Origin of the sequence: Pseudofrankia coriaricola (assembly GCF_032027725.1) — a bacterium.
In the GTDB taxonomy this organism is placed as follows: Bacteria; Actinomycetota; Actinomycetes; order Frankiales; family Frankiaceae; genus Pseudofrankia.
This window is the reverse complement of record NZ_JASNFO010000013.1, coordinates 83,998-110,286: the sequence shown is the minus strand read 5'-3', so window position 1 is coordinate 110,286 and position 26,289 is coordinate 83,998. Positions and strand designations below refer to the sequence as shown.

Sequence of the window (26,289 nt, the reverse complement as noted above, 5' to 3'; positions counted from 1 at the left end):
GTGCGGACACGATGGTGGGCTGGCAGGTGGCGAGGCCGGGGCCGGCGGCCACGGGGCCGCTGCGCCAGGTCGAACTGCCGGTGCCCGAACCTGGGTACGGGCAGGTCCGGTTGCGTGTGAAGGCCTGTGGGGTGTGCCGGACAGACCTGCATCTCGCCGAGGGTGATCTGGCGCCTCGGCGTCCGTTCACCATTCCGGGCCACGAGGTCGTCGGCACGCTCGACGAGGCCGGGCCCGGTGTCGACATCGAGGCCCGCTGGCCGGGGCTCGGGCCGGATGGCCGGCTGGGCATCGCCTGGCTCGCAGGCACGGACGGCACGTGCGCCTACTGCCGCCGCGGCGCGGAGAACCTGTGCCCCGCGTCCACCTACACCGGTTGGGACGCCGACGGCGGCTATGCCCAGTACGCCGTCGTGAGCGCCGACTACGCCTACCGGCTCCCGGCCGGCTACGACGACGGCGAGCTCGCACCACTGCTGTGCGCCGGGATCGTCGGCTACCGGGCGCTGCGGCGCGCGGAGCTGCCGCCGGGCGGACGGCTCGGCATCTACGGCTTCGGCGCCTCCGCGCACCTTGCCGCCCAGGTGGCACGGGCCGAGGGAGCCACCGTGCACGTGATGACGCGTTCGGCGGACGCCCAGCGGCTGGCGCTGAGTCTCGGCGCCTCTTCGGCGACCGGCGCCTACGACGCCCCGCCCGAGCCGCTCGACGCGGCGGTGCTGTTCGCGCCGGTCGGCGAGCTGGTGCCGGTCGCGCTCCAGGCGCTCGACCGTGGCGGCACCCTGTCCATCGCCGGGATCCACCTCTCGGATGTCCCCCCGCTGAACTACCAGCGCCACCTGTTCCAGGAACGCTCGGTGCGCAGTACCACGGCGAACACCAGGGCCGACGGCGCCGAGTTCCTCGAGATCGCGGCCCGTCACCTGCTGGAGGTGACGGTGACGCCCTACCCGCTCGCCGCCGCCGACCGAGCCCTCGCGGATCTTGCCGCCGACCGCGTCACCGGCGCCGCTGTCCTCTTCCCTGACCTCTGATTCCCGGCGCGCTGAGGCCCGGCCTCCGGAACTCCGGCCTCCGGAACTCCGGGTTCCGGAACTCCGGGTTCGGAACTCCGAGCCGCCGGACCCGCGCCCAGGGGCGGGCGCCGATGGCGGCGGCTTCAGTCGGCCCGCGGGGTGCGGGCGGACCAGGCTCGCAGAGTGAGCGTGCTGATCGCCGTGAGCGCGGCGGCGGTGGCGACCTCGCGGGGGAGACGGTGGCGGGCCTCGTTCTGGATCGCCGCGTGGAAATGGTCGAACCGGGCTGGCCAAGGGCTGTGGCCGACGAAGAAGCGACCGACCTTGTCGGTGTCCGGTAGGCAGGCGCCTGTCATCCCGGCGAGTACGGCGAGCCGGACGGCCGCCGGTGCGGACGCGGTCAGCAGCGCCATCGCGGCGAGCCCCGCGACGCCGTCCTTCTTCGCGATCGGCAGCCACTCTGGCTCGGTGTTCGGGCCGGTGCCCCAGTGCGGCAGCGCGTCCATCACAAGGTGGGACAGGAAGCCCGCGGCGAGCGCCGCCCCCGGTCTGCGGACGGCCATGCCGACCAGGGCACCCGCTCCGACGTGTGAACTGATGATCATCTGATGTACCCGCTCCTGACATGACCGGCTGGGGCCGGCTCCGCGTTCCACGCTGTCATCCGGCTTCCGGTGGGTCGCGACCGGGGTGGGCGACCCGGTCGGCATTCCGGACAACCCGTATGAGTTATCGAATGTCGTGATAGCTCCCAAGATGTACTTGTATTGCGATGCGTAAGGGGCAGATGGCAGACTGTCCACCGGTGGAAGCGGAGCGTGGTTCACGCTGGACACGGGACATTCCGGGCCGCCTAGCTCGCCCGATCGCCCGTTCCAGAGCCGTGCTGGCGGATGGCTGGAGGAGGCGCCGGGCATGATCGGTCTGACCCAGTCGTGGACCCTCATCCACAACGTCACTCCCACCCGGATGCTGCGCATGCTGCCCGTGCGCGCGAGTTCCACCGAAGCGGCCCCCCGCGCTCCGGCACTGCCCGGCCTCGCGCCCGGCGCCGTCGTGTCGGTCGCCTGGCGGCTCGACGGAGCCGGCATGGTTGTCGGCGCACTGCTGCCGCCGGGGCACCCGACCGGCGGCCCGCTGGGTGCGCGCGTGCTCGCCGGGGAGGGAATCTGGCCGGCGACGATGTGGCCCGCCGGGCAGGAGATCTCGCGGGAAAGCTCGCTGATCGAACTGACGGCGGAGCCGGCTCGCCTGGTGGTTCACGCCGCGGGCCGGGAGATCGCCGGCACGGTCGACCAGCCTAGCCGGCCGCGGGCCGACCATCCGCGATTGCGCAGGCTCGTAGCCGACCTGCGCCGCGACAGCCGGCAGGTGCGCATCAGAGCGGCCGACAGGGTCTGGTGGCTGCGCGCGACGGGTGTCTTCGGGGTGCGGGTCAGCCGCGGCGGCCAGCCGGTCTATCTGACCCGTGGCATGCTCGGGCACTTCTCCGCCGAGGCGGACGAGCTGGATATCAGCGTCGTTCTGCTGACGTTGTCGGCGATTCCCAGCTCCACCTACGCGCCGATCCTCGGTTTCTAGCCCAGGTCGGGCGGGCCGGCCGGCACGGCGCTCAGGGTGAGACCGTCCGGCGGCCCTCGAAGGCACGGCCGAGGGTCACCTCGTCCGCCCATTCCAGGTCACCGCCCATCGGCAGCCCACTCGCCAGCCGGGTGACGGTCAGGCCCATCGGGGCGATCTGGCGGGCGAGGTAGCTCGCGGTGACCTCGCCTTCGGTGTTCGGGTCGGTCGCCAGGATCAGCTCGGTCACCGAGCCGTCGGCCAGCCGCGCGATCAGCTCACGGATGTGCAGGTCGTCGGGGCCGACGCCGCCGATCGGGTTGATCGCCCCGCCCAGAACGTGGTAGCGACCGCGGAACTCGCGGGTCCGCTCGACCGCGACGACGTCCTTCGACTCCTCGACGACACAGATCGCCGTCGTGTCGCGGCGCGGGTCGGAGCAGATCCGGCACAGCTCGGCCTGGGCCACGTTGAAGCAGATCCGGCAGAACTGGACCTTCTCCTTGACCTCGATGAGCGTCTTGGCGAGCCGACGGACGTCGGCCGGGTCGGCGGCGAGAATGTGGAACGCGATGCGCTGCGCGCTCTTCGGCCCGATCCCGGGAAGCATCCCGAGCTCGTCGATCAGGTCCTGGACGACGCCTTCATACACGTTTGCCTTACCGTTCCCGCGCCGTCAGCGCCGTCGGTCCCTGAAATCTGCCCAAACCCGATGTGGTCAGCCGAGCTGGGGGAAGCCGCCCGGCAGGCCGCCGCCTGGCCCCCCGAGTATGTCGCCCAGCCCGCCCGTGGCCGCCGCCATCTTCTGCTCGGCCAGTTTGTGCGCGTTCGTCGTGGCGTCGCGCACCGCGGCCAGCACCAGATCGGCAAGCGTCTCGGTGTCGTCCGGGTCGACGGCCCGCGCGCTGATCTTCAGGTCGACCAGCTCGCCGCCGCCGTTCACGGTCGCGGTCACCAGCCCGCCACCCGCGCTGCCCTCGATCCGTGCCTCGGCGAGCTCCCGCTGCGCGGTGACCATCGCGGCCTGCATCTTCTGCGCCTGCTCAAAGAGCGCCCCGAAACCACCGGCCGCGTCACCGCCGAGCCCACCAAACGGGTCCCCAGGATTCGACATGACCATGATCCTATGCGGTGGGCGCCCTGTGCGGCGTGCGCGCGGACCGGAGGGTTGATGAGGCCTCGACGGCCGGGTGCGAGGGTGCCCTTTGGGGGATGCTGCGTCCTCCGCAAAGCGAAGGTGTCCCGTGCCGAGTTGTGGTGGCGGTGCTGTGTGGATCGGTGGGTCGGGCGAAGCCCGATATCGGGGGTTCCAGGGGGTCGCCCCCCTGGGCAGATATTGCGTCCTCCGCAAAGCGAAGGTGCGCCACACCGAGCAGGCTGACCGAGCGGAGGACGCGGGATTCGAACCCGCGAGGGTGTAAGCCCAACACGCTTTCCAAGCGTGCGCCCTAGGCCACTAGGCGAGTCCTCCGCCGACGAGAGTACCGGATCGCGGGCGGGTGAGGGCTGGCGGGCGGGGCTCAGGTAGCGATCTCGAAGGCGTCTCAGGCCGGGGGTGGCCCGGGCGTCAAGATCGGCGCCGGCCGGCTAGACTGCGGAGCAGACCCCTCGTGTGGCGTCATCCTCGTGAACCTCCCCAGGGCCGGAAGGCAGCAAGGATAAGCGGGCTCTGGCGGGTGCGCGAGGGGTCCTCCTGTTCGCCGCCCTTTGGGCGGCTTCCCGGGGCTCGTGATGTCTGCCCCGGGGGGCGACCCCCGGACCCCCGATGTCGCGCTTCGCGCGACCTTGGGGGCCGCGGCCCTGCGGGCGCGGCGGGGTGTTCTTCGTCGTCGTTAGGGGTGGCTTGCGGGCTCGTGATGTCTGCCTGGGAGGGTGGCTCCCGGACCTCCGATGTCGCGCTTCGCGCGGCCTTGGGGGCCGCGGCCTTGGGGGCGGAGTGGCCCCCGCACCGGTAGTCGTGGGAGGCGGACAATGGCCTTGCCCCGTTCCCCTGACAGCCCAGGCACCGGATCGGGGCAGGTAGCGACGCGGGCTGCGAGGGCGGGTTGGCGAGCGCAGGAGCAAGCTCGCGGAGCTGCCTTCCGAGGGACGAGGAAGGCGGCGGAGCGAGTGCGGCGACAGAGTGAGCTCGAGACGCTGTGAGCACAGCGCTGTACAACCGGTACCGGCCCGCGACGTTCAGCCAGGTCGTCGGGCAGGAGCATGTGACGACGGCGCTGATGCAGGCGCTGCGCACCGGCCGGCTGCACCATGCCTACCTGTTCAGCGGCCCGCGCGGCTGCGGCAAGACCTCGTCGGCGCGGATCCTTGCCGCCTCGCTCAACTGCGAGCGGGGGCCGACGCCTGAGCCATGCGGTGTGTGCGACCAGTGCGTGTCCATCCGGACCGGCTCGTCGATGGATGTCACCGAGATCGACGCCGCCTCGCACGGCCTCGTCGATGACGCGCGTGACCTGCGGGAACGCGCGTTCTTCGCGCCGGCATCGGCCAGGTTCAAGGTCTTCGTGGTGGACGAGGCGCACATGGTGACCGCCGCGGCGTTCAACGCGCTGCTCAAGGTCGTCGAGGAGCCGCCGCCCTACCTGAAGTTCATCTTCGCGACCACCGAGCCGGACAAGGTGATCGCCACCATCCGGTCCAGGACGCATCACTACGCCTTCCGGCTGGTGCCGCCGGGGGTACTACGCGACCACCTGGCTTCGGTGTGCGCCCAGGAAGGCGCCGAGGTCGACCCGTCGGTGCTCCCGCTGGTGGTCCGAGCCGGCGCCGGCTCGGTGCGTGACTCGCTGTCGGTGCTCGACCAGCTGCTGGCGGGCGCTGGCCCAGAGGGGCTGCGCTACGACCGGGCGGTCGCGCTGCTCGGGATGACCGACGGCGTGCTGCTCGACGAGACCGTCGACGCGCTCGCCGTCCGCGACGGGGCGACGCTGTTCACCGTCGTCGACAAGGTCGTGGGGTCGGGGCACGACCCGCGCCGCTTCACCGCGGACCTGCTGGAGCGGCTGCGCGACCTCATTCTGATCAACGCTGTGCCCGACGCGGTCGAGCGCGGCCTCCTCGATGCCTTCTCGTCCGATCAGATCGACCGAATGAAGGCCCAGGCGGGCCGGGTCGGCCCGGCGGAGCTGTCGCGGACCGCCGACGTGCTGCACGCCGGCCTCGCGGAGATGCGCGGGACGGCGAGCCCTCGGCTGCTGCTCGAGCTCGTCCTGGCCAGGGTGCTGCTGCCGGGCGCCGCGACCGACCCGGCCGCGCTGCTCGTCCGCCTGGAACGGCTCGAGCGCGGCCAGGCCGCGGGCGCGCCGGTCTTGGTGACCCCCGCCTCCGCTTCCGCGGCCGAGCCCACGGCTCCGGTCGGTTCGCCCGCGCCGCCGGCTCCGTACACCCCGAGCACACGCCCGCCGGCATCCGCGTCCGTGGGCGCGCCCGCGCCCGCGCACGCGGCCGAGCCCAGGCCGGCTCCGTCGACCGGGCCGGCTGATGGAGCCCCTGCGCCTCGGCCGGGCGGCGGCTGGGGCGGCCCGGCGAGCGGGCCGACGGCCCCCGCCGGGCGGCAGTCGCCGCCTCCGCCGGCCGCGCAGCCAGCACAGCGGCCGGCCGCGGCCGACGGTGGTGGCGGGCCTGAGGCGGCAACTGTGCGTGCCAGGTGGGACCAGGTGCTCGCCGCGACACGGCGCCGCAGGGTGGTGACAGCGAGCCTCCTGGTAGAGCACGTCAGTGTGCTCGAGGTCCGGTCGAACGAGGTGTTTCTCGCGCTCTCGACACCCCCGATGGCCAAGGTGTTCAGCCAGGGGAACCATGCCGATGTGCTGGCCGAGGCGCTCGCCGAGACGTTCGGCGGCGCGTGGCGGGTGACGATCGGCGAGCCCGGCGCGAGCGGCGGGCGTCCCGGCGCCGGCGGCGCCCGGGGCGGGCCGGGCCGACCCGCTGGCGCGCCGACTGGCCACGCGCCGACGGCCGACGGCCCGGGCCGTCCGACGCCGCCCGGGCCCACGCCGCCCGGGCCGCCGCCCTCGCCGGCGGCGGCCGCCTGGTCGGGACCGCAGCCGGGCCAAGGGGTCCGCCCGCCGACCGGCTACGCCGCGCAGCCGCAGCCGTCAGCCGGATACGGCGCCGGCCTCGCGGGCGGCGGGGTGCAGCCACCCCGCCAGGCCGGTGTCGCCGGCAGGGCGGGTGGGTTCGCTGGCTCCGCCATCGCTACGGCGGAACGCGGACCGCTCGGTCCCGGGCTCGACGCCGCACCGGCCCCCACGTTTGCCCGCCAGGACGCCGGACTCGGCCTCACGGCGGCACCTGCCCCGGTGGCCGTGACCACGGTTGGGGGCTCCGCGGCCGCCGGGGGGGCCGTGGCCACGCCCTCCCACACCACGACCGCGGTGCCCAGGGCCTTCGGCGCGGGCGACGACGCGACCGACGAGCCGTCGCCGGACGACGAGGACGCGCCGACGCATCCGGGCGCGACCCTGACGGGTGAGGCCGCCGCCGTGGAACTGCTACGGGTCGGCCTCGGCGCGACCGTCATCGAGCAGCGCGGCGACGGCTGAGCGATCCCACGCGGGTTCGTCCCCCTCGCCCCGAATTCTGGGGCAGGCTAGCGCCGCCTGCGCCGATGTTCGCCCGCCAGCACGCGGCTGGTGGATCACCACCACCGTGTCGTCGTAGACCTGCGCGCCGCGTCGCGCCGTCAGGACCTCCGGCCGCCTCGCGGAGCCCGGCGGACGGCGCCGTGAGGCGGCGCCCCGGTGGGTGCTATGCAGGTTTGACCTGGACCCGCGCCAGACGGATGGGTTGGGCCGGTCCGCGCGGCCTGGGCGGTCCCCTCGCCGATCCTGCGCACAAGTAGTGACGAACCGGGTGACAACGGGTGGCCACGCCGGGTGTCTAGTTGATGTGGCGGTGGAGACATCCGGTCGATTCCACGCCGGTCGAGGCGGGGAACCAGTCCGCGGCACCCGTCGGCGCGCCGGATCTTTGGGGTAAGCCGGGCACGTGCCGGTGCCGGTACCTCGATGCCGTGCGGTGCGTGGCATGCTCTGGCCATGCCGGGCGGAAACTTCGCCGTGACATTCGGTCGGAACCTGATCCGGCGGCGCCGACCCCAGGGGTCGGCGTCCACAAGTCTTCAACAGGTATTTCGGAGGTTGTCATGAAGCGTGTCGGCATCGTCGTCCTGCTGGTCGCCCTGGCCACCGGTGGCTTCTTCCTGCGTCAGCGCAAGGGCAAGCAGGAGGCCTGACCGGTTTCGCCCGGGCGGTTCCGGGCGGAGCGTGAGACCAACAGCCATGAGGGTTGGCCCAGCACCGTCCTGACGTTCTGACGGGCCGGGCCCTGAGGGAACGGGCAGGCGGCGACGGTCTCCGCGTGCCGCCCGTGGCTCGCCCATACCGTGCCGCCCATGGCACGTCGTGCCCATGGCGCGGCATGCCATGGGCGGTGTCCGGCATGCCTGCTGCGACAGGCCGGAAAGGGCTGGCGCGCGAGCCGTCCCGCACCGGGCCAGGCCAGGCTCAACCGTGGGTCTCGCCGCCCTGAACCGGAAGAACGCCGAACCCGTGGCCGCCGCCGCGCGAATCGGTGGGAGAAGCGCCGCGGCCACAAACAGGCGGGTGTAAGCGGCCGGATGGCGAGCGCTGGAGCACGGGAGGACTGTGCACCGCTACGACGACCAGACGGCCGAGCTGGCCCGCGCTGTCATCGCGTACGCGCAGGAACGGATGCGGTTTGACCCGGCGCCGCTGGACGCGCCGCGGTCGCCGGCCCAGCTCGCCGCCGCCGTGGGTGAGACGGTCACTCCTGACGGCCTCGGTGGTGTCGAGGCGCTGCGCCTCTATGACGAGGTGCTGGCCCGCGCCTGCATCTCGACGGACCATCCGCGCTACCTCTCGTTCATCCCCGCCGCTCCGACCAGGGCCGCCATACTGTTCGACCTGGTTGTCGGTGCCTCGTCGATCTACGCGGGTAGCTGGCTCGAAGGCGCGGGCGCTGTCTTCGCGGAGAACCAGGCGCTGCGCTGGCTTACCGACCTGGCGGGCCTCCCAGCCACGGCCGGCGGCGTGTTCGTGCCCGGTGGGACGGTCGGCAACCTGTCCGCGCTGGTCGCCGCTCGCCATGCGGCCCGCGCGAGGTGCGCCGCGGCGGGCATCTCACCGCGTCGGTGGAGCTTTGCCTGTGGGCAGGAGGCACACTCGTCGCTGGCCGAGGCCGCGCGGGTGATGGATGTCGACATCGTCGACGCGCCTTCCGACGGGCATGGACGGCTGACCGGCCCCGCGCTCGCCCACGCTCTCGATGGTTTGCCCGCCGACCGGCGCGATGGTGTGTTCGCCGTCGTCGCCACCGCCGGCACCACCCAGTTCGGCATCGTCGACGACCTGCGCGGGCTGGCCGAGGTGGCCAGAGCGCACGGGCTGTGGATGCATGTCGATGGGGCATACGGGTTGGCCGCTCTGGCCGCGCCGTCCGCGAGGCATCGGTTCGACGGCCTGGAACTGTGCGACTCCTTCATCGTCGACCCGCACAAGTGGCTGTTCGCGCCGTTCGACGCGTGCGCGCTGATCTACCGTGAGCCGGCGCTTGCCCGGGCCGCCCATACCCAGCAGGCCGGCTACCTGCAGGTGCTCGACGCGCCGGACGTGTGGAACCCCACCGACTACGCGGTGGGGCTGACCAGGCGAGCCCGTGGCCTGCCGTTCTGGTTCTCGCTCGCGGTGCACGGCACCCGCGCCTACGCCGAGGCGATCGAGCGCGCGCTCGCCACCGCGGCTGCCTGCGCGGAACAGATCCGCGAGGCCCCCTACCTGGAGCTCGTCGGTGAGCCCGAGCTGTCCGTGGTGGTGTTCCGCCGGCTCGGCTGGTCCGCGGGCGACTACCACGCCTGGTCCGAGCGCCTGCTGCGTGATGGTTTCGCGTTCGTCACTCCGACGGTGCACCAGGGCGAGACACTCGCCCGTTTCGCGATCGTCTCGCCGTTGACGACTCCGAAGGACACCGCCGAGATTCTCGACACAATGCGCGCCGACCCATCGCCGCCGCTCACGGAGGATCTGGCGGCCCGCCGCGCCCGAGCCCGGGCGGACCAGTCGCATCCATAACCGCGCCAAGGCTCGCGCGAAAAAGTAGCCCCCGGGAACCGCGCGACGCTGGGCGGCCCCGGGGGCGATTGCGATGAAGACTGGCGCCGCCCGGATACCCGCGTCGACGCTGACGCCGGCCGTGGCGGTGCGTATATCTGTTCCGTGGCGGCTCCGGATCGCCGTCTCGAACTCCTCAGGGACTGGTCTGGACCGCTGCCCGACACAATGACGGACGGCGCGGCCTAGCTGGTCCGGAATCAGTGGGAACACCGGGAGGTCGGCGGCCGGCGGTTGACAGAGAAACTCCGCGAAACTCCGCGCCCGCCGGCCGCCGCCCGCCGGTCAGTAGCCGACGGTGTAGCGCTGGTTGATGTGCTTGGCCTTCTCGATCTCGTCGCAGATCGCGACGGCGAGGTCGTCGGCCGACAGCGCCATGTTGCCGCGGCCATCACGGACCGGCTGGTCGGTGCCGGTGCGGTAGGTGTCCCGGCGCTTGCCCTGGGCGAGGTTCACGGGCGGCGGGCAGACGACCGTCCAGCGCACGCTCTTGGCGGCACGCAGCGCGTCGAGCGCCTCCGCCTGGCCCTGCGCGTCCTTGCGCATGCCGTTCGGGAACTCGGGGTCGTCGAGGATGCGGGCACCCTGTCCGTCCTCGAGGGTGCCCCCGTGGCCGACGTGGATGAGACGAGGCGCGTTGTCGCCCAGCTTGCTCATCGCGTCGATCATGGTGCGGGCGGCGTTCACCCAGACCTTCTTGTCGTTTCCACCGATCGCGACGACCACGGCGTCGGCGCCGTCCGCGAGGCTGTACACCGAGTCACGCGAAGTGGCGTCACCGGCGGCGGACTGGGCCTTTCTGGGCAGCTTGGCGAGCTTCGCCTCGTCGCGCGCCACCGCGGTGACCTGGTGGCCGCGCCGGATCGCCTCGCTCACGACGGACTGCCCGATCTTGCCGCTCGCTCCGAACACCACAACCCTTGCCATTCTCGGTACCTCCTGGCTGGGATCGGTTGTGCGCGCCGACCCCGCCGAAAGTCCTTCTCCCACGCCTGGTCCGCGACCGTTCAGAAATCATTTTCTCGTCGCGTGGTGGCCTTCCGCGGAGTCATGGTCACGCATTGTTTTTCTGTTCGTCACGACTATTGCACGCCCTGCCGCGGCCGCAACCCGACCGATGGGTATACCCGCCAGACCGGGCCGCCACCCCATTTTTCGCGTCGGCGCATCCCCGCCCCGCGAACTCCCAAAGCCGACCACCCAAAGCCGTTTAAACCGGTCACCCCACCCAGCCCCGCCGATGTACCTGGGCCCAATTCCAGCCCCGCCGCGCCGTCGTCCCGACACCCGAGCCGCCACCTGATATCGGCGCCACCCACACCGGCCTCCCGGCCACCGCGATGAAGGCTATAGCCAGGCTCGGAAGCGGCCTCTGCCCGAAAGGTTCACCAAGCCGTGGATGACCTGACCGAGAACCGCCCGCACAGCCGACAACGCCCGAAGGGCGGTCAAAGGAAAAGCAACCGAAGGCGTCCGTGCAAAGAACCTCAGCCAGACCGCCCAGCCCGATGCCGCCGCTGGGCGGCGAGCCGAGGGGGTCGTAGGGGCGAAGCCCCTACATCGGGGGTCCGGGGTCGTCCTCCAGGGCAGACATCGAGACTCGGGGAAGGTGACCCGAAGGGTCAAATGCCGCCGCTGGGCGGCGAGCCGAGGGGGTCGTAGGGGCGAAGCCCCTACATCGGGGGTCCGGGGGTCGTCCCCCGGAGCAGACATCGAGACTCCGGGAAGGTGACCCAAAGGGTCACCGAACAGGGCGGTGGAGGTGGGATTTGAACCCACGGAGGGGTTGCCCCCTCACACGCTTTCGAGGCGTGCGCCCTCGGCCACTAGGCGACTCCACCGCAGGTGAGCTTACTCGACGATGCGAACAGGTGGGGCAGAGGGCCTGGGTGCGGGCGCGCTGGTCAGCCGCGGGGTTGGCGGTCGGTGCGGCGAGTGGCGAAGAAGGCGGCGAGGAGGGCCGAGCACTCCTCGGCGGCGACGCCGCCGATCACTTCGGGGCGGTGGTTGAGCCGCCGGTCGCGGACGACGTCCCACAGGGAGCCGACGGCACCGGCCTTGTCGTCGGTGGCGCCGTAGACGAGTCGGGCGACACGGGCGAGAACCAGCGCGCCCGCGCACATGGTGCAGGGCTCCAGTGTCACGACCAGCGTGGCCCCGGTGAGGCGCCATTCGCCCACCGCCGCGGCGGCCGCACGCAGCGCGATGACCTCTGCATGCCCGGTCGGGTCGCCGGTGGCTTCCCGGACGTTGTGGCCGCGGCCGAGCAGGGTGCCGTCGGCGCCGATCACGACGGCGCCGACCGGTACGTCGCCGCCCTGGGGGGCGCGGGCCGCCTCAGCGAGCGCGAGCCGCATCGACGCGAGGTCGCGCTCAGCGGCGGTGCCGGAGGCGGCGGTCAGTCGGGCACCTCGTCGAAGATCTCGCCTGCTCCGGCGCGCTCGCTGATAACCGCGGCGACGTCCGCCGGCAGCATGCCCTCCTCTGCTATCAGGGCGGCCAGAGCGCCCGCCGACGTGCCGAGATCGTCGAGCAGGTCGAGGTCGCCGATCGGATGGGCGTGCCGCAACACGGCCTCGTCGTCCTCATCCCCATCCCCGCGCGGCGCGGGGATGGGCAGCGCGTCGGCCAACAGCGCCTCTGCCAGGTCGGAGGTCGTCAGTACCCGCCGGTCCGAGAGAAAGACCCGTGGGTCGGACGAGTCCTCGTCGATGCGGATGATCGCCAGGTACTCGTCGTCCTCCTCGACGAAGGCGACGACGAGACCGTCGCCGAGATCACGCATCGCGTCTGTCAGCGCGTCGAGGTCTTCGAGCTCGGTGGGGTCGAGGTCGTAAGCCCGCCACCCGTCGTCGTCGCGGGCGATCGCGACGGCCTTGGTGCTCACCGTGGTGTCCTCACATCGTCAAGCCAGTTCGTACATCGTCATGTCAGTCCGTGGCGCCGGATCCACGCGCCTTGACCTGAGATTCTCGCGCCGTGCGGGTCGTCCGGTGCGCGGGATCACCTTTCCCGCCCCATCGGCGTAGCCGGGGGCCGGTGGCCGGTCAAGGGAGCTGGTAGCGAGGCTATTCCGCGCGCGGACGACACCCACCGGCCCCCCGGGTCGACCTGGGCCAAGGCCGCCCTCATCATGTAGACAGGCCGCGGCCAGGTTGTCGGGTGCCGCCAGCTCAACGATCTCGTCGGCCTCTGACCACGGCTGGCCTCAGCCATATGCATCGACCAGAGACATGTCCCGTCGGGTGCGTCACTACTCGATGGTGGTGCCGTTGGCGGCCGGCCCGTTCCGATCATTCACTGACCCAGACCAGGACAGGCCCCAGCCATATGTATCGACTCGCGACAGGGTGTGACGGGCGCGGAGCGTCCCGGGCCTCCCGGATCGCCGACCTGCCGGCGCGTCGTCGTCGATCCGGCAGGAACCTCGTCGCCGATCCGGCAGGGATCCCGGGTAGGGCGCCCCAACGCCCCAGCGCGCGGTAAGAATCGCGATGATGACTCCGTTGCCGCGCCGCCTCTCCGCGAGGACCAAGGCGGCGCTTGCCGTCGAGCGGCTGGCCTCTGAGACGTCTCGCCGGCTTGGTAAGGGCTCCGGCGAGATGATCGGCGGCAAGCTCGCCCTACAGATCTCACCGCGCGCCCTTGCCGAGGTCGGCAAGGGCAGGCCGATCGCCTGCGTGTCCGCGACGAACGGCAAGACGACCACCACCCGGCTGTTGGCCAGGGCGCTCGGCACGCTCGGCCCGGTCAAGTCGAACAGCGGCGGCGCGAACATGGCGCCCGGCGTGCTGGCGGCGCTTTCTCGCCCGCCCTATGACGCCGCCGCCGCGCTCGAGGTCGACGAGATCTGGCTGCCGAAGGTCGCCCGTGAGGTCCAGCCGCGCGTGGTGCTGCTGCTCAACATCAGCCGTGACCAGCTGGACCGCTCCAACGAGACGCGGCGCATCGCCGCCATCTGGCGCGACCTGGGGGAGGAGCTCGAGGACTGCACGGTCGTGGCCAACGTCGACGACCCGCTGGTGACCTGGGCCGCGATGTCCTGGTCGAAGCAGGTCTGGGTGTCGGTCGGGCAGAACTGGACCGCGGACGCGATGGTCTGCCCGCAGTGCGCCAAGCTGCTGCACCGCAACGAGACCGGTTGGTGGTCGGAGTGCGGGCTGGCCAGGCCCGAGCCGATCGTCGCGGTGACGGGCCCTGACGAGATCATGTGGTTCGGCCACACGATCAAGGCGTCGATCGGCCTGCCGGGGCGGGTCAACCTGGGCAACGCCACGATGGCGGCGGCGGCGGCCCGGCAGTTCGGCGTCCAGGTGGAGGACGCGCTGGCCGCGATGACCGATCTCGGTGACGTGCAGGGCCGCTACCAGGAGGTACTGCTCGGGTCGGCGGCGCGGCGCGCCCGCATGCTGCTGGCCAAGAATCCCGCGGGCTGGGTCGAGATGATGGAACTGATCAACTCGACGTCCCCGCGCAGCCTGATCGTCGACTTCAACTCGCAGACGGCTGACGGCCGCGACCCGTCGTGGATCTGGGATGTGCCGTTCGAGCGGCTCGCAGGCCGCCCCGTGCTCGTCACCGGGGAGCGCAAGGAGGACATGAGCGTGCGGCTGGCCTACGCCGGCGTCCTACACTCGGTGCACCAGGACGCCGAGGCCGCGGCCGATGCCGCCACCGAGCCCGTGCTGGACGTCGTCGCGAACTACACCGCGTTCCGGGACCTGCTGGTCCGGACCGCGCCCGCGCCGCGCCGCCCGCGGGCGGCGCTGCCCGCGCCCGCGCGTGGAGGCGCCAGGTGAGCCTGTTCGAGCCGGAGCCACGCCGTCCGCGCGACCCTGGGTCGCCGCCGGACGTCACCCAGCCGCTCTACCCGCCGCCCGGGACCTACCCGTCCGGCCCGTCCGGGACCTACCCGTCCGGCCCGTCCGGGACCTACCCGCCGGACGATCAGTACCCCGGACGGCCGGCACAGCCGGTTCAGCCGGGGCGACGTCCGCCCTACCCGGACGAGCGCCAACCCCTCGAGCCCCATCCCCTTCAGTACCCGCCGCAGCGGTATACGCCGCCGCAGATCCCGGAACGGCGGCTCTTCCAGCCGCCATCGCAACCGTCGGCCCCGGGGAGCCGGCTGCCCGAGCGGCTGCCGGACCCGTTCGAACGCCGGCTGGCGGAACGGCAGCCCGATCCGGCCGGCGCGACGGCGACCCGGGAGTCGACCACTCGGATCGCGCTGATCTATCCCGAGCTGCTCGGCACCTACGGTGACGGTGGCAACGCGATCGTGCTCACCCAGCGGCTGCGCTGGCGCGGCCTGTCCGCCGAGGTCGTCAGTGTGCCGGCAGGCGAGCCGGTACCGGCCGGATGTGACATCTACCTGCTGGGCGGCGGCGAGGACGAGCCGCAGACACTCGCGGCCGAGGGCCTGCGGCGTAACAAGGCGATCGAGCGGGCCGTCGCCGGCGGCGCGGTGGTGCTGGCCGTCTGCGCCGGCTACCAGGTCGTCGGCGAGAGCTTCCCGGCCGGCGGTCAGATCCACGACGGGATGGGGCTGGTAGGCGTCGAGACCAGGCGCTCGTTCGACCCTCCGGACGCGCCGCTGCCACCGCGCGTCGTGGGCGACATCGTCGTCGAACCCGACCCGTCACTCGGTCTGCCGACCGTGCTCGGTTACGAGAATCATGGCGGCCGGACGAGGCCGCTGCCGGGCGCCGGTGGGTTTCCCTTCGGCCGGGTGCTGCTTGGCCTGGGCAACGGCGTCCCCGAGGGCACGGACGGCAGGATCGACGGCAGAGTGATCGGCACGTACCTGCACGGCCCGGTCCTGGCGCAGAATCCGGCGCTGGCCGACCTGATGCTGACCTGGGTACACGGCTCGCTGCCGCGTCTTCCCGGCCCGCCGGAGGTCGAGGCATTGCGGGCCGCGCGCATCCGCGCCCTGCAGGTCGGCTGAGCGTCCGCCGCGAAGCCAGCCAAAGGCCGCGCGACTGTGGCGAAGCCGCGCGCGGCCGGAGGCGCCCAGCAGACACAGCCAAAGGCCGCGCGATCGTGGCGAAGCCGCGCGCGGCCGGAGGCGCCCAGCAGACACAGCCAAAGGCCGCGCGATCGTGGCGAAGCCGCGCGCGGCCGGAGGCGCCAGCAGACACGAGTGGGGTGAGGAAGGCAAAGGAGTCGGGCCGCGGGCCCCGTCCGTTCGGCGAGATGCCATCGAGATGCCATCAAGGCATCGTCAGGCGAGATGCCTGGCCGAAACGGGCGCCATCGTGGTGTCAGGTGTGGTTCGGTTGGGGGCGTGGCCGCCAATCCGCTCACCGCATGGTGGGGCAAGCACCGCAAGGCAGCCGTCATCGCTGTCGTTGCGATCTTTGTGCTCTATCTCTTCGCGCACGGCAGCGGCTCGGCTAAGACCTCGGAGAAGGACATGCCGTCCCGGTACGAGTCCAAAGGCCGCGTACTGCTCGTGCATGCCAAGCGGAACTCCAAGAAGGCGGTTCCGCTTGTGCTTGTTCTGCCGGACAACAACACCAAGACGAAGGTGTTCGAAACGGACAGCGGCGCGTCGAAACTGGCCGACCGGAAGAACTTCGCGCTCGTCTACCCCGAGCCGGTCGCCGGCGAGTGGCAGGTGGACTCAGCCGGACCCGACGCGCAGTACCTGATGGACATCGTCACGTACATGTCCGAGGACTGGACGGCGATCGATCCGAAGCGGGTCTACATCTGGGGCCTCGGTGAGGGCGCCCGGCTCGCGCTGGCCCTCGCCTGCGCGAACCCCACGAAGTTCGCGGCGGTGGGCGTCGTGGGCCAGTTCGACCCCGATCCGGGTCCGAACTGCCCTGACCAGGTGCCGACCGACCGCGAGCGACAGGCCTCGTGGGACGACGACCTCTCCGGCAACCTGTGGAGCTTCTCGCAGAACAAGTCCCGCTAGTGATCCTGGGGACAACGGCCGCCGGGTGTGCGAAGGAAGATCATTTTCGCACACCCTTTGGCCCTCTAGCGGCCAGGTTCGGATCGGCGACCGGAGCGGTCCAGGAAGACCGCGACCGGAGCGGTCCAGGAGACCCGACCAAAGCGAGCTACTGCCGCGCCGCCCCGTCCGCGACGATTCATGATCGCCGCGGACGTGTTGTCGCGGTCGCGATTTGGCCCGATTCACGACTACGGCGACACGGTCGTGGTGATCTACCAGTCGCGTGCTGGTGAAGCGAACGCTGGTGACGGCGGCTCTAGGAGACGCGATCAGAGCGGGCCAGGCGACCCAGAGTGGGCCGGCGAGCATGCGGGCCTGGCCACCGGCGGCCTCCCACGACGGACTGACTGACCGAGGCCAGCCGCCCGCCCCGTCGGCGGGGGGGTTTCCGACGGGGCGGGCGGGGCTGGGTGCCCGGGCGGTCGTGTGACGTCCCGGGCCATCCGCGGGCCGGGCGAACCCAGCCGGCGGAAGTCTGATGTTGGTGTCTCGTTGGCCGCGGGCGCCGCCCCGCCGGATGGGGGGAGATCCGGTGGGGCGGCGTCGCGTTGTTCGGCCCGGAGCCGTGGGGGCAGCCAGCCGGGCCGCCGCCGCCGAGGGGGTTCGGACGGCGGGTGGTCCGCTGGCGGAATCGAGGGCGGGAGGGGGAAGCCCTTGATGCCACCAGCGGACGTCCTGGGTGGCGCGGCCAAGGGGCGAGGGCCACGCCGGCTGCTATGCGGAGAGTCCTGGGGGTCTGGGAATGCCTGAGGAAAGGCACGATGCGTCGAAGGAGACGGGCCACCATGGCCGCTGTCGCATCCAGCCGCAACTTACCGCCGCCGGTACGGATGGCGGACGCGTCGCTGGGTCGCTGCCTGGTCGGGCATCACCGAGCGTCGAAGGCTTTGGAAACTCTGAGAGCGACGGTTCCACCGGCTTCGCCGACGGTTGGAGCCAGCCAGGCGGTCAGGCCGTGTCCGCGAACCCGGAGGGGAGTGGGTTCGAGGAAGGACCCCGCGAACGGGGCAGCCGAACCTGGCCGAACGTCGCCGCTCAAGGAGTGAGCCCTCCTCGCCCGCCGCGCCCCGCTACAGGACGCGGCCGACGTTGTAGCTCGTGCTCCAGATCGTCTGCAGCTGCACGACCGAGCCGGAGTGCGGCGCGGCCCACATCTTCCCGTCGCCGGCGTAGATGCCGACGTGGTAGATGTCACCTGGCGTGCCGAAGAAGATCAGGTCGCCGACTTCCTTGTGCGCCTGGTCGACGTGGAGCGAGGCCTCGTACTGCGCCTCCGCCGTCCTCGGCAGGCTGCGGCCGAGCTGCCGGAAGACGTACTGCACCAGGCTGGAGCAGTCGAACGAGTCCGGCCCGTTGGCGCCGTAGACGTAGGGCTTGCCGGCCTGCAGCGACGCGAGGTAGACGGCCTTCTCACCCAGGTCGCCGTTCGACGGGGCGTTGATCGTGACGCCCCGGCTGGGCGAAGGGGCCGGCCGTTCGGCGACGTTCACCGTGCCGACGTTGTCCGAGACGGCGGACTGCAGTGCGTCGGTGCCGTCGAAGACCGCGGTGATCTGTGTCGTGGTCAGCACCCGCGCGGTGTACGAGGTGTACCCGTCGTTGTTCGTCTGCAGGTGCAGGAAGGTCGCGAAACCGGTCGGCAGCTTGACCTGGACCTTGACCAGCTGGTTGGCCAGCGGCTGGTTGGTGTCCTTGTTGGTCAGCTTGAAGCCGATTTCGACCGGCTGGTCCGAGTAGACGGTGACGTCGGGGTTCGTGATGAACAGGTCGACGTCGGCCTTCGCGGTCAGCGTCGGCGCGGCCAGGTCGGACGCGGTGTCCGTGTCGTCGGCGCCGATGGTGGACGCGAGGCTCACCGGGTGGATGGCGGCGCCGCCGCTCGTCGATCCGGAGCCGAAGGCGCTGGCCAGGCTGAGGCCGGTGGTGACGGAACCGTCGTCTCCGAACGCGTCCGCCGAGGTGTCGGCCGCCGGGGCGCAGCCGGCGAGGGCGATGCCGGACATCGCGATCGCACCGGTGGTAGCCGCGGCGACCGCGGTACGACCTCGGACCTTTGCCACCACGGTCAGACCGCGGTGACGACCCCTGCTGGTATCAGGCAGGGTGTCGGTATCCCACTGTACGGAGGGCGCGGACAAGTGTGGTCCTTCCCGTACGCCTGCGAGGTGAGCTGTCGGGTTCGGGCTGGGCTGCCCGGCCCTCGCGCAGCAAGCACGCGATGGGCTTCACCCCAAGGCCCGCGCCGGAGGGGGCGCTGGCCGGTACTGCGAGGTGGGTCCCCCGCTCCTGCCCGAGGTGACGACTCGGAGGGGACACCGGGACCGCGGGCAGGATTCGGCGTTCGGTCCGGTGCTGAGCCTGACGTCGTGAACAAGACTAGTCCACTGGGATGATGACGATAAGCGTGGGTACCCCCCATAAGCCTGATTTCTGCGAACCGTCGGTTCCGAGGACCGAGGCTGCCGTCATGGCAGGGGTCGCCGAGGGTAGCCATCCACCCGTAACCATCGCAACTGACTAGGTCGTGCCGATCCATCGGGTACTCCACGTAGCTTGAACACTACGCGCAGATCCGGCCTTGCGGGCGGAGGACTACAGTCGGCACACGATGTGTGTCTAGTCCGGGGGCGCCATGGACGCCCGCACCCCTATGACGAGTGGGCCTATCCAACGGTTCGAGCAGGCTTCGCCGGGTCGATGGGGCCGTCTGGGCATTAGGTCCTAGTCGTTGGGACTAAAATCCCATTGTGATTAGCGCAAAACCTAACCGTTCCCCGTTGCGTCGAGATAGTTACTTACGGTCGTTAGGGCGGCGGGCGGGGAGCGCGTCTGGTGATGAAGCCGGCGCGGTCAAGCACCTGAAGCTCGATCGCCAGCTCGATGACCTCCCGGGGAAGGGTCCGGTAGGTGGCCTGCATGGCCTCGACCGCGGCCCTGGCCCGCTCGGCGAGCTCGTCGAGCGCGTGCTGGCGCTGGCGCATCCGAGCGCGCTCCTCCTGGATGGTGCGCACCGTCTCTTCCTGCCACCGACGGGTAAGCAGCAGGTGTTCGCTCGCGTCGGCCGCCTGGCGCTTGGCCTCCTCCAGACGGCCGAGCAACTGGTCGAGCAGTTCGAGCCGGCCGGCAAGCTCCGCGATGAGGTCGCCACGAGCGATCGCGGCGATCCCTCGGTCTTCCTCTCGGTCATCTGGCGGTAGGGGATCTACCGAACCGTCAGCACCGACCGACGGCAGCGGGACGGGTGAGAAGTCAGACTCGGGGTCAGGATCCGGCCCGCCCGCGTCGTGCGGCCCCGGGTGCCCGTCGTAGACATACGTGTAGCCCTCGTACGCCTGCTCCTCGTAGCCCTCGTACGTCTGCTCCTGGTAGGCGGACACGGTCCACGGGACGTCGTCCGGACCCTCTTGGCCGGCGGCCTCCGAGCTGGGCTCCCAGACCTCTCCGATCGCTGGCCTCCCAGATCGGCTCCCAGACCTCCCCGATCGGCTTCGCCAATCGGGCAGGAACCCCGGATCCGGCAGGGACCCTGTCGCCAATCGGGCAGGGACCCCGGATCCGGCGGGAAGCCCGTCGCCGATCTGAGGGGGAACCCAGGCGCCCTCCGAGCCACCAGTGACGTCCGCGGCGGCCATCCCCTCGGGCTCGGCCACCCACTCAGATCCGGCCACCCACTCGGGCCCAGGCAGGCCGTCGGGCTCGGCGGCGGCCTGGGACCCGATGGGCCAGTCAGGCCAGAGTGTGCTCTCGGACCTGGTGGGATCGACCGCGGGTGGCTCCTCCCGCCCGGCCAGGTCCACGACCGGAATGCCGCCCTCGTCGAGGCCCGGATGGTCAGCCGGAGGAGCGTCACCGGGCGCGGGCATGCCGGGCAGCGCCAGTTCAGGCACGGTGGCGTGGACGTACACGCCGGGTGACTCGGCCCGCTGCCCCCCGGCGTCGGCAAGGCTCCGCGGCCCGGTCGGGCTGGGCGAGCTGGCGAGGCTGCGCCGGCCGCTTACATCCGCCACGGTAGGTAACGGTAGCCGAGCCCTCTCAGTGAGGGGCCCATATACGCCGGCAGCGATCGTTATGAAGCCGGAAGCGGTGGGCTTTGTGTCGGCTCGGGTGCCGTTACTGGACTAGTCCGGGCTATTCGCTGTCTGTGCCCGGTCGAGACGGTGGCTAGTCACCAGGTGGTTAGCCGGGGCGGCTGGGGGCCTGGCGGAGATCAGCGGGTCCGGATGGCCGGGCAGGTCAGGCAGATCCGCGGCATGACGTAGGCCGCGGCTCCAGCCGCCTTCGGCGATTTCGCTGCTGGCATCCAGCACGGCCCAGTCGATCACGTCGTCTACTCCGACGGCGACCGTTCGTCCCATCCGGATGTGCGCGAGGTCTGGGTGGACCGTGTCGTTGAGGCAACGTCCCAGCAGCCAGGCTGGAGCGGGCCAGGAGGTCACCAGCACCCAGGGCGCCTCGAAGCCGCCCGGGACGACCAGCCGATACCGGACGATGAGGTGGCCGAGCGGCAGCAGCTGCCCGCGCACGAATCGGCGCCGCAGCTGGTCCAGCTGGTCACGGGCGGCGCCCGAGGCGTCGTCCGAGGCGGTGTCGGCGAACGCCGTTCCCGCGGCCGTGTCTGCCACGTTCGCGCCGTCGGTGCCGGTAGCCAGGGGGGCCGCCGTGCCGTTCGGCGGCTCGAACATCCCGGACCGGTACCGCCGGTCCGAGGCTTCCCCGGCCTGCCCGGTCGCCGGCCTGCCAGCAGACCTCCCAGATCGCTTACCTCCCAGATCGCTGACCTCCCAGATCACGACCTCCCAGATCGGCTTCGCCGATCCGGCAGGGACCCCGTCCGTCGATCCGGCAGGGACCCTGTCGCCGATCCGGCAGGGACCCTGTCGCCAATCGGGCAGGGACCCCGGATCCGGCAGGGACCCCGGGCTTCGCCGGTCGGGCAGGAAGCCTGGGAACCCCGGGGCAGCGGTGCCAGCCATATCGGCAGGGTAGCGGAGAGGTTTCCGAGGGTAGAAGGCGGATGCGTAATCTTGACGTCAGATGCGCGCTGGAGCCGCTCATCGCGACATGTAGTGGCAACGAGTGCCACTACATGCGTGAACCTCATGCGAGCGGCCACGCCTTGCGATCGTGCGTCGATCTGCCGGCTGGCTGCCATAGGGTCGCCGTTTTGGGGCAGGAGTCTCCTGGGTCGGACCGATGCGCCCGGCCGGTCATGCGTGCGGGAGTGAGCGGAGAACCGGCTCCCCGGCGACGCGACGAGGGAGGGCGCTGTAGGAGGTGGCAGATGCCCGCTCTTAAACGCCACGGTTCCCTGGCCAACTCGCGACTGCTCGCGGCGGCCAGGTCCGCGCCGCGATCGCTGGTGAAGATGCGGTCGCGGCGCGCGGACGGGTCACGCGCCGGACGCGGCTCCACGCCCGGCGGCCCGTGGGCCTCCGCCAGCGGCGTGGACAGCGGCGTGGATGTTGGTACAGCGGAGGCGGACTCGCATAAGGGTGTCGACGCCGAGCCGGCGGACGACAGTCTCGTACGGCTGGTCGGCCCGGTGCACCGCGACGCCGCCCGGCTCGCCGCCTGGGCGGGCGGAGCGGCGCCCGGGGCCGACCCACGCCAGATCCATCGCGCCGGTGACACCGCCGTCGCCGCAATGTGTGCGCATCTTGCCACGATGGGCTACGTCATCTATCCGGAAGTCGCCCGGCTGCTGCCGCATACCGAGAGCCGTATTACGCGGCTGCGTGCCGGCGCGCGCGAGATGTTGATAATCATGCGTGGGGTTCAGCAGTACGCGCAGGGCGACACACACCCGCCGGGGGCCGAGGCCACCGAACTGCGCCGCGAGCTGGCGACGGCGATCTCGGACCACAGCCGGGAGGAGGAGGATCTGCTGCGCGAGTTCGACCAGGCGAGCACGCCGGAGCAGCGGCAGCTGCTTGCCGCCGAGTACGAGCGGGCACTGCCGCGCGCGCCAAGCCGCCCACACCCGCACCTGCTGCGCTCCCGCGGGCTGCTCGGCGGCCGGCTGGGCTACCGGATGATGGCCAGGTTCGACTACCTGCTCGACACGATGGACGCGCGGGTCATCCCCTGGGCGAAGGTCCGCGAGCCGGGCAAGGTCGGCCCGTGGGGCACCTGGCTGCTCGGACGCCCGCCCCAGGCGCGTCCCCCAGCGCCTCAGGCCACGACGACGGGCTGGGCGCCCGGGCCGGACGCGAGCCAGCCGGAGACCAGCGCCGTCAGGCCACGCGGATAGATCGTCTCCGTACTGGCGGCCACCTCGTCGACAGTCCACCAGGCCCAGCCGAGCGTGGAGCGCTTCTCCAGGTCGGTCCACTCGGCCGGGTCGACATCGACCCGCTCGGGGATCCGCACGACGAAGAACGACTCCTGCTGGATGTACGACTTGCCGGCGAACGTGAAGCGAGTGGTCCTGGTCCCGACCGGCTGCCCGACCTCCGCCAGGCGGATGCCGACCTCCTCCGCGATCTCTCGGATCGCGCCCTGCCGCGCGCTCTCCCCTGGGTCGAGGCCGCCACCGGGCACATGCCACCAGACCGGCGAGTCCTCGAGGGTCGGGTCGTGCGACTGGATCAGAAGGAACGCGTCGGACGGGTCGACCAGCACGACCCGGGCGGCGACGCGCGGAATTGGTTCCAGCACATGCCTAGTCTGCCTGGCTGGCCTGCCCGGTCTTTCCCGCCGCGACCGCGGTCACAGACCCAGGCGTGCTTCGGAGAGCGCCGCGACGAGGTCCTGCTCGCCACTGATCTCGACCTGGGCACCCGCGCGCCGGCCATAGCCGTACAGCAACAGCTCGGCGGCCGGGCCCGACAGAACCACTGCCGGCTCGCCCTTGCGCGCGACGACCCGCGACGCACCCGGGCTTTCTGTCGCGGGCCCGTCAGTGCGTTCGAGAACAACGCCGCCCGGCACCCGCCGGTACGCGACCCGGGCGAACCGGCGAGCCGTGGCCCACAGCGTCTCGCGTAGCTCCGGCGTGAGCTCGCGCGCCGCGAGCGCGCCCGCGGCGTTCTCGGGAACGCCCTTCGGCGCGCGGCGCACGTCCTCGCCGTGGATATAGAACTCGACGAGGTTCGTGGCGTTGTCGATCGGCCCAATCCGGGTTGGCTGCCAGCGCGGCGGCCCGGACCGGAAGATCGTCAGGAGCTCGGGGAACGAGTGGGCCGCCCTCGTCGCCTTCTCGGCGCGCTCGGTCATCCCATGCAGCCGCGGGACCATCAGGCCGGGGCCCGCCTTGGGTACCCGCTCCCTGGTCACCACGTGGGCGAGGAGGTCATAGCTGTCCCAGCCCTCGCACAGGGTCGGGTGCTCTGGCCCAGCGGCCTCGATCACGTCCGCGAGCAACGCCCGCTCGTCCCGCGCCCGTCCCATGCGCCTACCCGCCTTCCCCGCCGCCCGCTAACCAGGCCACCGGCAAACTGTCCCATGCCGGGGGCCTCGCGCGCCCGGCCGGCGCACCGCCGCCGGCCGGGTTAGTGGAGCCGGGACGCTTCGCGCCCGGCTCCACCCCAGCCTCACCAGAGCGAGGCGTAGGTGGCGGCGCCGTTCGGGTTCTCGTTCGGGTTGAGCAGGGACGAGTGGACGTTGCCCGCCTCGGAGTTGTTGAAGTACGTCTCGTAGGCGAGCGCGTCGGCGTTGGCCTTGAACGTGTCGTACATCTTCCTGATGTAGAACGGGTTGTCCCCGCCGGCCTGGCCGGACGCGCCCGCCCCGGTGTCCGAGGTGGAGACGAGGCCCCATTCGGAGACCGAGAACTGCTTGCCGTGCTGCCGGGCGAACCGGATCACGTCACACAGCCCGGCGCTCGAGTTGCACGATGAACTCCAGGACGACTCGTTCAGGCTCGGCGGCCACATGTCGTAGTTGTCGATGCCGATGATGTCGACGTAGCCGTCACCCGGGTAGGCGTCGTACGGACTGCCGCTGTGCGCGTTCATGGTCCAGTCGATCCGGGCCTGCGGGTCCGTCGAGCGGATCGCGCCGACCACCTGCTGGAAGCAGCGCTTCCAGGTGCCCACGTCGGTGTTGCCGACGGACCAGGGGAACCAGTCGCCGTTGAACTCCCAGGCGAGCCGGACGATCGTCTTCGGCCGCCCGATGTTGTTCAGGTAGTTGCCGAACTGCGCCCACTGCGATGAGTAGGCGCCGTTGGCGCACGACCCGAAGTCGCCGCCGCCTTCGGGGAAGAGCGGCTGGGAGATGACCATTTGGCCGTCCCAGCCGGCGTACTCGCCGCCGATCCACGGGTTGGTTATGTCGTTCCAGTTGTCGCGCACGGTGTAGCCCATGATCACGGTCACCTTGGAGCCGCGGAACTGCTCCCAGGCCGCGACCTTGTCTCGGCTGCCGACGACGATGCCGGACAGTCCGCCTGGGACCCGTCCGCCGCCTCCACCGCCGCCAGCGGGCACGGCGGGTTTCCCGGGTGCCGCGGTGCCTGGCGCGCCGGTGCCCGCGGGCGACGGCGACGCGGAGGCCGGGCCGGTCGGGGTGGCCGAGGGATTCGCGCTTGGCGATGTGGAGGCGGACGCGGAGGGGGACGGTGCTTCGCTTGCGAGCGCCCGGCCGAGACCGCCGTCGAGGGCGGAAGCCCCGACGACGAATTTGTCGTCGCCGCCGTGCGGCGCGATGGCGAACCCGACGCCGGCCACGGCGACCGCCAGCGCGCCGACTGCCGCGGTCCAGATCAGGAAGCGCCGGTTGCGGGCGGCGCGGACCGGGATGCTGTGTGCCCCGGTGCTGTGCGCGCCGGATGTCCGGCCGGTCGTGACGATCGTGGTGGGGGAGGGTGGTCGGCTGCTGGCGCGGCGATCGCTGGCACGCCCGGATGGCAGCGGGCCGGTATCCATGGATGTCGCCGAGCTGTTGGCCCGGTGTCTCACGGGAGCGTCCTTCCGCCTGACGGCTTACTTGACGGCGCAACTGGGTGGCGGACGGTCAGCCCTCGCCTTCTGACAGCCGAGCCACGCACTCCGTCCGCGGAATGCCGGCCCCTCCCTGTCGCCCGGCGTTCCGCACCTGACAGTTACGTCAGTGTTTGGCGGAGCTGCTCCAGCACCATAGCCCGGTGGTGCCTGCTCCCGGTCGAGCGGGTGCGTGGTCTTTCGGTCCGTCGCTCAGGTGAAGGCGTGAAGTTGTGATTGCTGTGTCTCTCTGTTCAAATCTCGCGCCGCGTCGGTAGCCGCCCGGATCGTTTACGTGAATGAGTTAGGCGAACGACTGTCGGCCGGCCGGTGAGGCCGGGCCGTGACCGGCGGTGGCGGGCCGTTGCGTCCAGGCAGCCGGGCCGCGCCGCCCGTGCGTGTGCCCGGGAAACCGGTCGGCGCGTCACGCGGGGGCGCGGCCGCGCGGTGGCTGGGCATGGGATGAATATGTGCTGGCCTTGGGCGCATCGCTCGTCCACTTCGGGCCGTGGCCGGGCGGGGTTGTGTCACAATGGCCCGCGCGGCGCTGGGGCGCCGCGGCCTACCCGTACATCACCATTGCCCAGCTTGCTTCCGTCCGACCTCGCCGAGAGATCCCCCTCCAGACAGTCCGGTGAGACCGACGGTGGGCCCTCGGCGGCTGATCGGTGAGGTGGGCGGCCGTGGCCGCG

At 71.5% G+C, this 26,289-nt stretch carries 20 protein-coding genes, 2 tRNA genes, 1 other RNA gene and 1 riboswitch; of the genes, 9 read left to right on the top strand and 14 right to left on the bottom strand.

Annotated elements, in window-relative coordinates; all coding sequences use genetic code 11:
* Positions 1-11: 11 nt before the first annotated feature.
* Positions 12-1,034: a zinc-binding alcohol dehydrogenase family protein gene (locus QOZ89_RS08820; RefSeq protein WP_312623543.1), complete on the top strand. Its 1,023-nt coding sequence runs from the start codon at positions 12-14 to the stop codon at positions 1,032-1,034.
* Between the two features lie 125 nt (positions 1,035-1,159).
* On the opposite strand, the gene QOZ89_RS08815 is transcribed toward QOZ89_RS08820, so the two are convergent.
* The gene (locus QOZ89_RS08815) at positions 1,160-1,621 is read right to left on the bottom strand and encodes a hypothetical protein (RefSeq protein ID WP_071052964.1); all 462 of its coding nucleotides are present in this window, start codon (positions 1,619-1,621) and stop codon (positions 1,160-1,162) included.
* A gap of 310 nt (positions 1,622-1,931) precedes the next feature.
* Between QOZ89_RS08815 and QOZ89_RS08810 the strand changes: the two genes are divergently transcribed.
* Positions 1,932-2,597, top strand: coding sequence for a hypothetical protein (locus QOZ89_RS08810; RefSeq protein ID WP_312623497.1), 666 nt, complete (start codon positions 1,932-1,934; stop codon positions 2,595-2,597).
* 31 nt (positions 2,598-2,628) lie between these two features.
* Here the strand turns inward: QOZ89_RS08810 and recR are convergent, their stop codons facing one another.
* From recR to QOZ89_RS08795, 3 genes are all read right to left on the bottom strand, one after another.
* Entirely contained in the window at positions 2,629-3,228 is a 600-nt protein-coding gene (recR, locus tag QOZ89_RS08805) for a recombination mediator RecR (protein ID WP_071052962.1), read from the bottom strand.
* 66 nt (positions 3,229-3,294) lie between these two features.
* Positions 3,295-3,690, bottom strand: coding sequence for a YbaB/EbfC family nucleoid-associated protein (locus tag QOZ89_RS08800; protein ID WP_071052961.1), 396 nt, complete (start codon positions 3,688-3,690; stop codon positions 3,295-3,297).
* Between the two features lie 272 nt (positions 3,691-3,962).
* Positions 3,963-4,047: transfer RNA gene (locus QOZ89_RS08795), tRNA-Ser, on the bottom strand.
* Positions 4,048-4,175: 128 nt separating this feature from the next.
* Between QOZ89_RS08795 and ffs the strand changes: the two genes are divergently transcribed.
* The 3 genes from ffs to QOZ89_RS08780 all read left to right on the top strand — a co-directional run bounded on the left by ffs (position 4,176) and on the right by QOZ89_RS08780 (position 9,667).
* An RNA gene (gene ffs, locus QOZ89_RS08790) (signal recognition particle sRNA small type) lies at positions 4,176-4,272 on the top strand.
* 442 nt (positions 4,273-4,714) lie between these two features.
* Positions 4,715-7,120, top strand: coding sequence for a DNA polymerase III subunit gamma and tau (locus tag QOZ89_RS08785; RefSeq protein ID WP_312623496.1), 2,406 nt, complete (start codon positions 4,715-4,717; stop codon positions 7,118-7,120).
* A 1,104-nt stretch (positions 7,121-8,224) separates the two neighbouring features.
* Positions 8,225-9,667 carry a pyridoxal phosphate-dependent decarboxylase family protein gene (locus QOZ89_RS08780; protein WP_241842274.1) on the top strand — a complete coding sequence of 481 codons (1,443 nt, stop codon included), beginning with the start codon at positions 8,225-8,227 and terminating at the stop codon, positions 9,665-9,667.
* 324 nt (positions 9,668-9,991) lie between these two features.
* On the opposite strand, the gene QOZ89_RS08775 is transcribed toward QOZ89_RS08780, so the two are convergent.
* The 4 genes from QOZ89_RS08775 to QOZ89_RS08760 all read right to left on the bottom strand — a co-directional run bounded on the left by QOZ89_RS08775 (position 9,992) and on the right by QOZ89_RS08760 (position 12,593).
* Entirely contained in the window at positions 9,992-10,633 is a 642-nt protein-coding gene (locus QOZ89_RS08775) for an NAD(P)-dependent oxidoreductase (protein ID WP_071052959.1), read from the bottom strand.
* An 827-nt stretch (positions 10,634-11,460) separates the two neighbouring features.
* Positions 11,461-11,547 (bottom strand) — tRNA-Ser (locus QOZ89_RS08770).
* Positions 11,548-11,610: 63 nt separating this feature from the next.
* A complete protein-coding gene (gene tadA, locus QOZ89_RS08765; protein ID WP_312623495.1) occupies positions 11,611-12,063 on the bottom strand; it encodes a tRNA adenosine(34) deaminase TadA in 453 nt (150 codons plus the stop codon).
* A 41-nt stretch (positions 12,064-12,104) separates the two neighbouring features.
* Positions 12,105-12,593: a tRNA adenosine deaminase-associated protein gene (locus tag QOZ89_RS08760; RefSeq protein WP_071052946.1), complete on the bottom strand. Its 489-nt coding sequence runs from the start codon at positions 12,591-12,593 to the stop codon at positions 12,105-12,107.
* 607 nt (positions 12,594-13,200) lie between these two features.
* On the opposite strand from QOZ89_RS08760, the gene QOZ89_RS08755 reads away from it, so the two are divergent.
* From QOZ89_RS08755 to QOZ89_RS08745, 3 genes are all read left to right on the top strand, one after another.
* Positions 13,201-14,505 carry a Mur ligase family protein gene (locus QOZ89_RS08755; RefSeq protein ID WP_071052945.1) on the top strand — a complete coding sequence of 435 codons (1,305 nt, stop codon included), beginning with the start codon at positions 13,201-13,203 and terminating at the stop codon, positions 14,503-14,505.
* A 365-nt stretch (positions 14,506-14,870) separates the two neighbouring features.
* On the top strand, positions 14,871-15,656 hold the full coding sequence (locus tag QOZ89_RS08750) for a type 1 glutamine amidotransferase (protein WP_071052984.1): 786 nt from the start codon (positions 14,871-14,873) through the stop codon (positions 15,654-15,656).
* A 339-nt stretch (positions 15,657-15,995) separates the two neighbouring features.
* On the top strand, positions 15,996-16,634 hold the full coding sequence (locus QOZ89_RS08745) for a PHB depolymerase family esterase (RefSeq protein ID WP_071052944.1): 639 nt from the start codon (positions 15,996-15,998) through the stop codon (positions 16,632-16,634).
* A 1,112-nt stretch (positions 16,635-17,746) separates the two neighbouring features.
* Here the strand turns inward: QOZ89_RS08745 and QOZ89_RS08740 are convergent.
* The 3 genes from QOZ89_RS08740 to QOZ89_RS08730 all read right to left on the bottom strand — a co-directional run bounded on the left by QOZ89_RS08740 (position 17,747) and on the right by QOZ89_RS08730 (position 21,358).
* Complete coding sequence (locus QOZ89_RS08740; RefSeq protein WP_491723646.1) at positions 17,747-18,814, bottom strand: C40 family peptidase; 1,068 nt, start codon at positions 18,812-18,814, stop codon at positions 17,747-17,749.
* A 3-nt stretch (positions 18,815-18,817) separates the two neighbouring features.
* Positions 18,818-18,984: riboswitch (cyclic di-AMP (ydaO/yuaA leader) on the bottom strand.
* Between the two features lie 496 nt (positions 18,985-19,480).
* On the bottom strand, positions 19,481-20,683 hold the full coding sequence (locus QOZ89_RS08735) for a hypothetical protein (protein ID WP_312623493.1): 1,203 nt from the start codon (positions 20,681-20,683) through the stop codon (positions 19,481-19,483).
* A gap of 111 nt (positions 20,684-20,794) precedes the next feature.
* Entirely contained in the window at positions 20,795-21,358 is a 564-nt protein-coding gene (locus tag QOZ89_RS08730) for a hypothetical protein (protein ID WP_071052942.1), read from the bottom strand.
* 599 nt (positions 21,359-21,957) lie between these two features.
* Between QOZ89_RS08730 and QOZ89_RS08725 the strand changes: the two genes are divergently transcribed.
* Complete coding sequence (locus QOZ89_RS08725; RefSeq protein WP_083419742.1) at positions 21,958-22,926, top strand: hemerythrin domain-containing protein; 969 nt, start codon at positions 21,958-21,960, stop codon at positions 22,924-22,926.
* Here the strand turns inward: QOZ89_RS08725 and QOZ89_RS08720 are convergent.
* The 3 genes from QOZ89_RS08720 to QOZ89_RS08710 form a co-directional block, all read right to left on the bottom strand.
* On the bottom strand, positions 22,848-23,333 hold the full coding sequence (locus QOZ89_RS08720) for an NUDIX hydrolase (RefSeq protein ID WP_083419741.1): 486 nt from the start codon (positions 23,331-23,333) through the stop codon (positions 22,848-22,850). The genes QOZ89_RS08725 and QOZ89_RS08720 overlap by 79 nt on opposite strands.
* A gap of 51 nt (positions 23,334-23,384) precedes the next feature.
* Entirely contained in the window at positions 23,385-24,065 is a 681-nt protein-coding gene (locus QOZ89_RS08715; protein ID WP_071052941.1) for a TIGR03085 family metal-binding protein, read from the bottom strand.
* Positions 24,066-24,208: 143 nt separating this feature from the next.
* Positions 24,209-25,576: a glycoside hydrolase family 26 protein gene (locus tag QOZ89_RS08710; RefSeq protein ID WP_241842434.1), complete on the bottom strand. Its 1,368-nt coding sequence runs from the start codon at positions 25,574-25,576 to the stop codon at positions 24,209-24,211.
* Positions 25,577-26,289 lie beyond the last annotated feature (713 nt).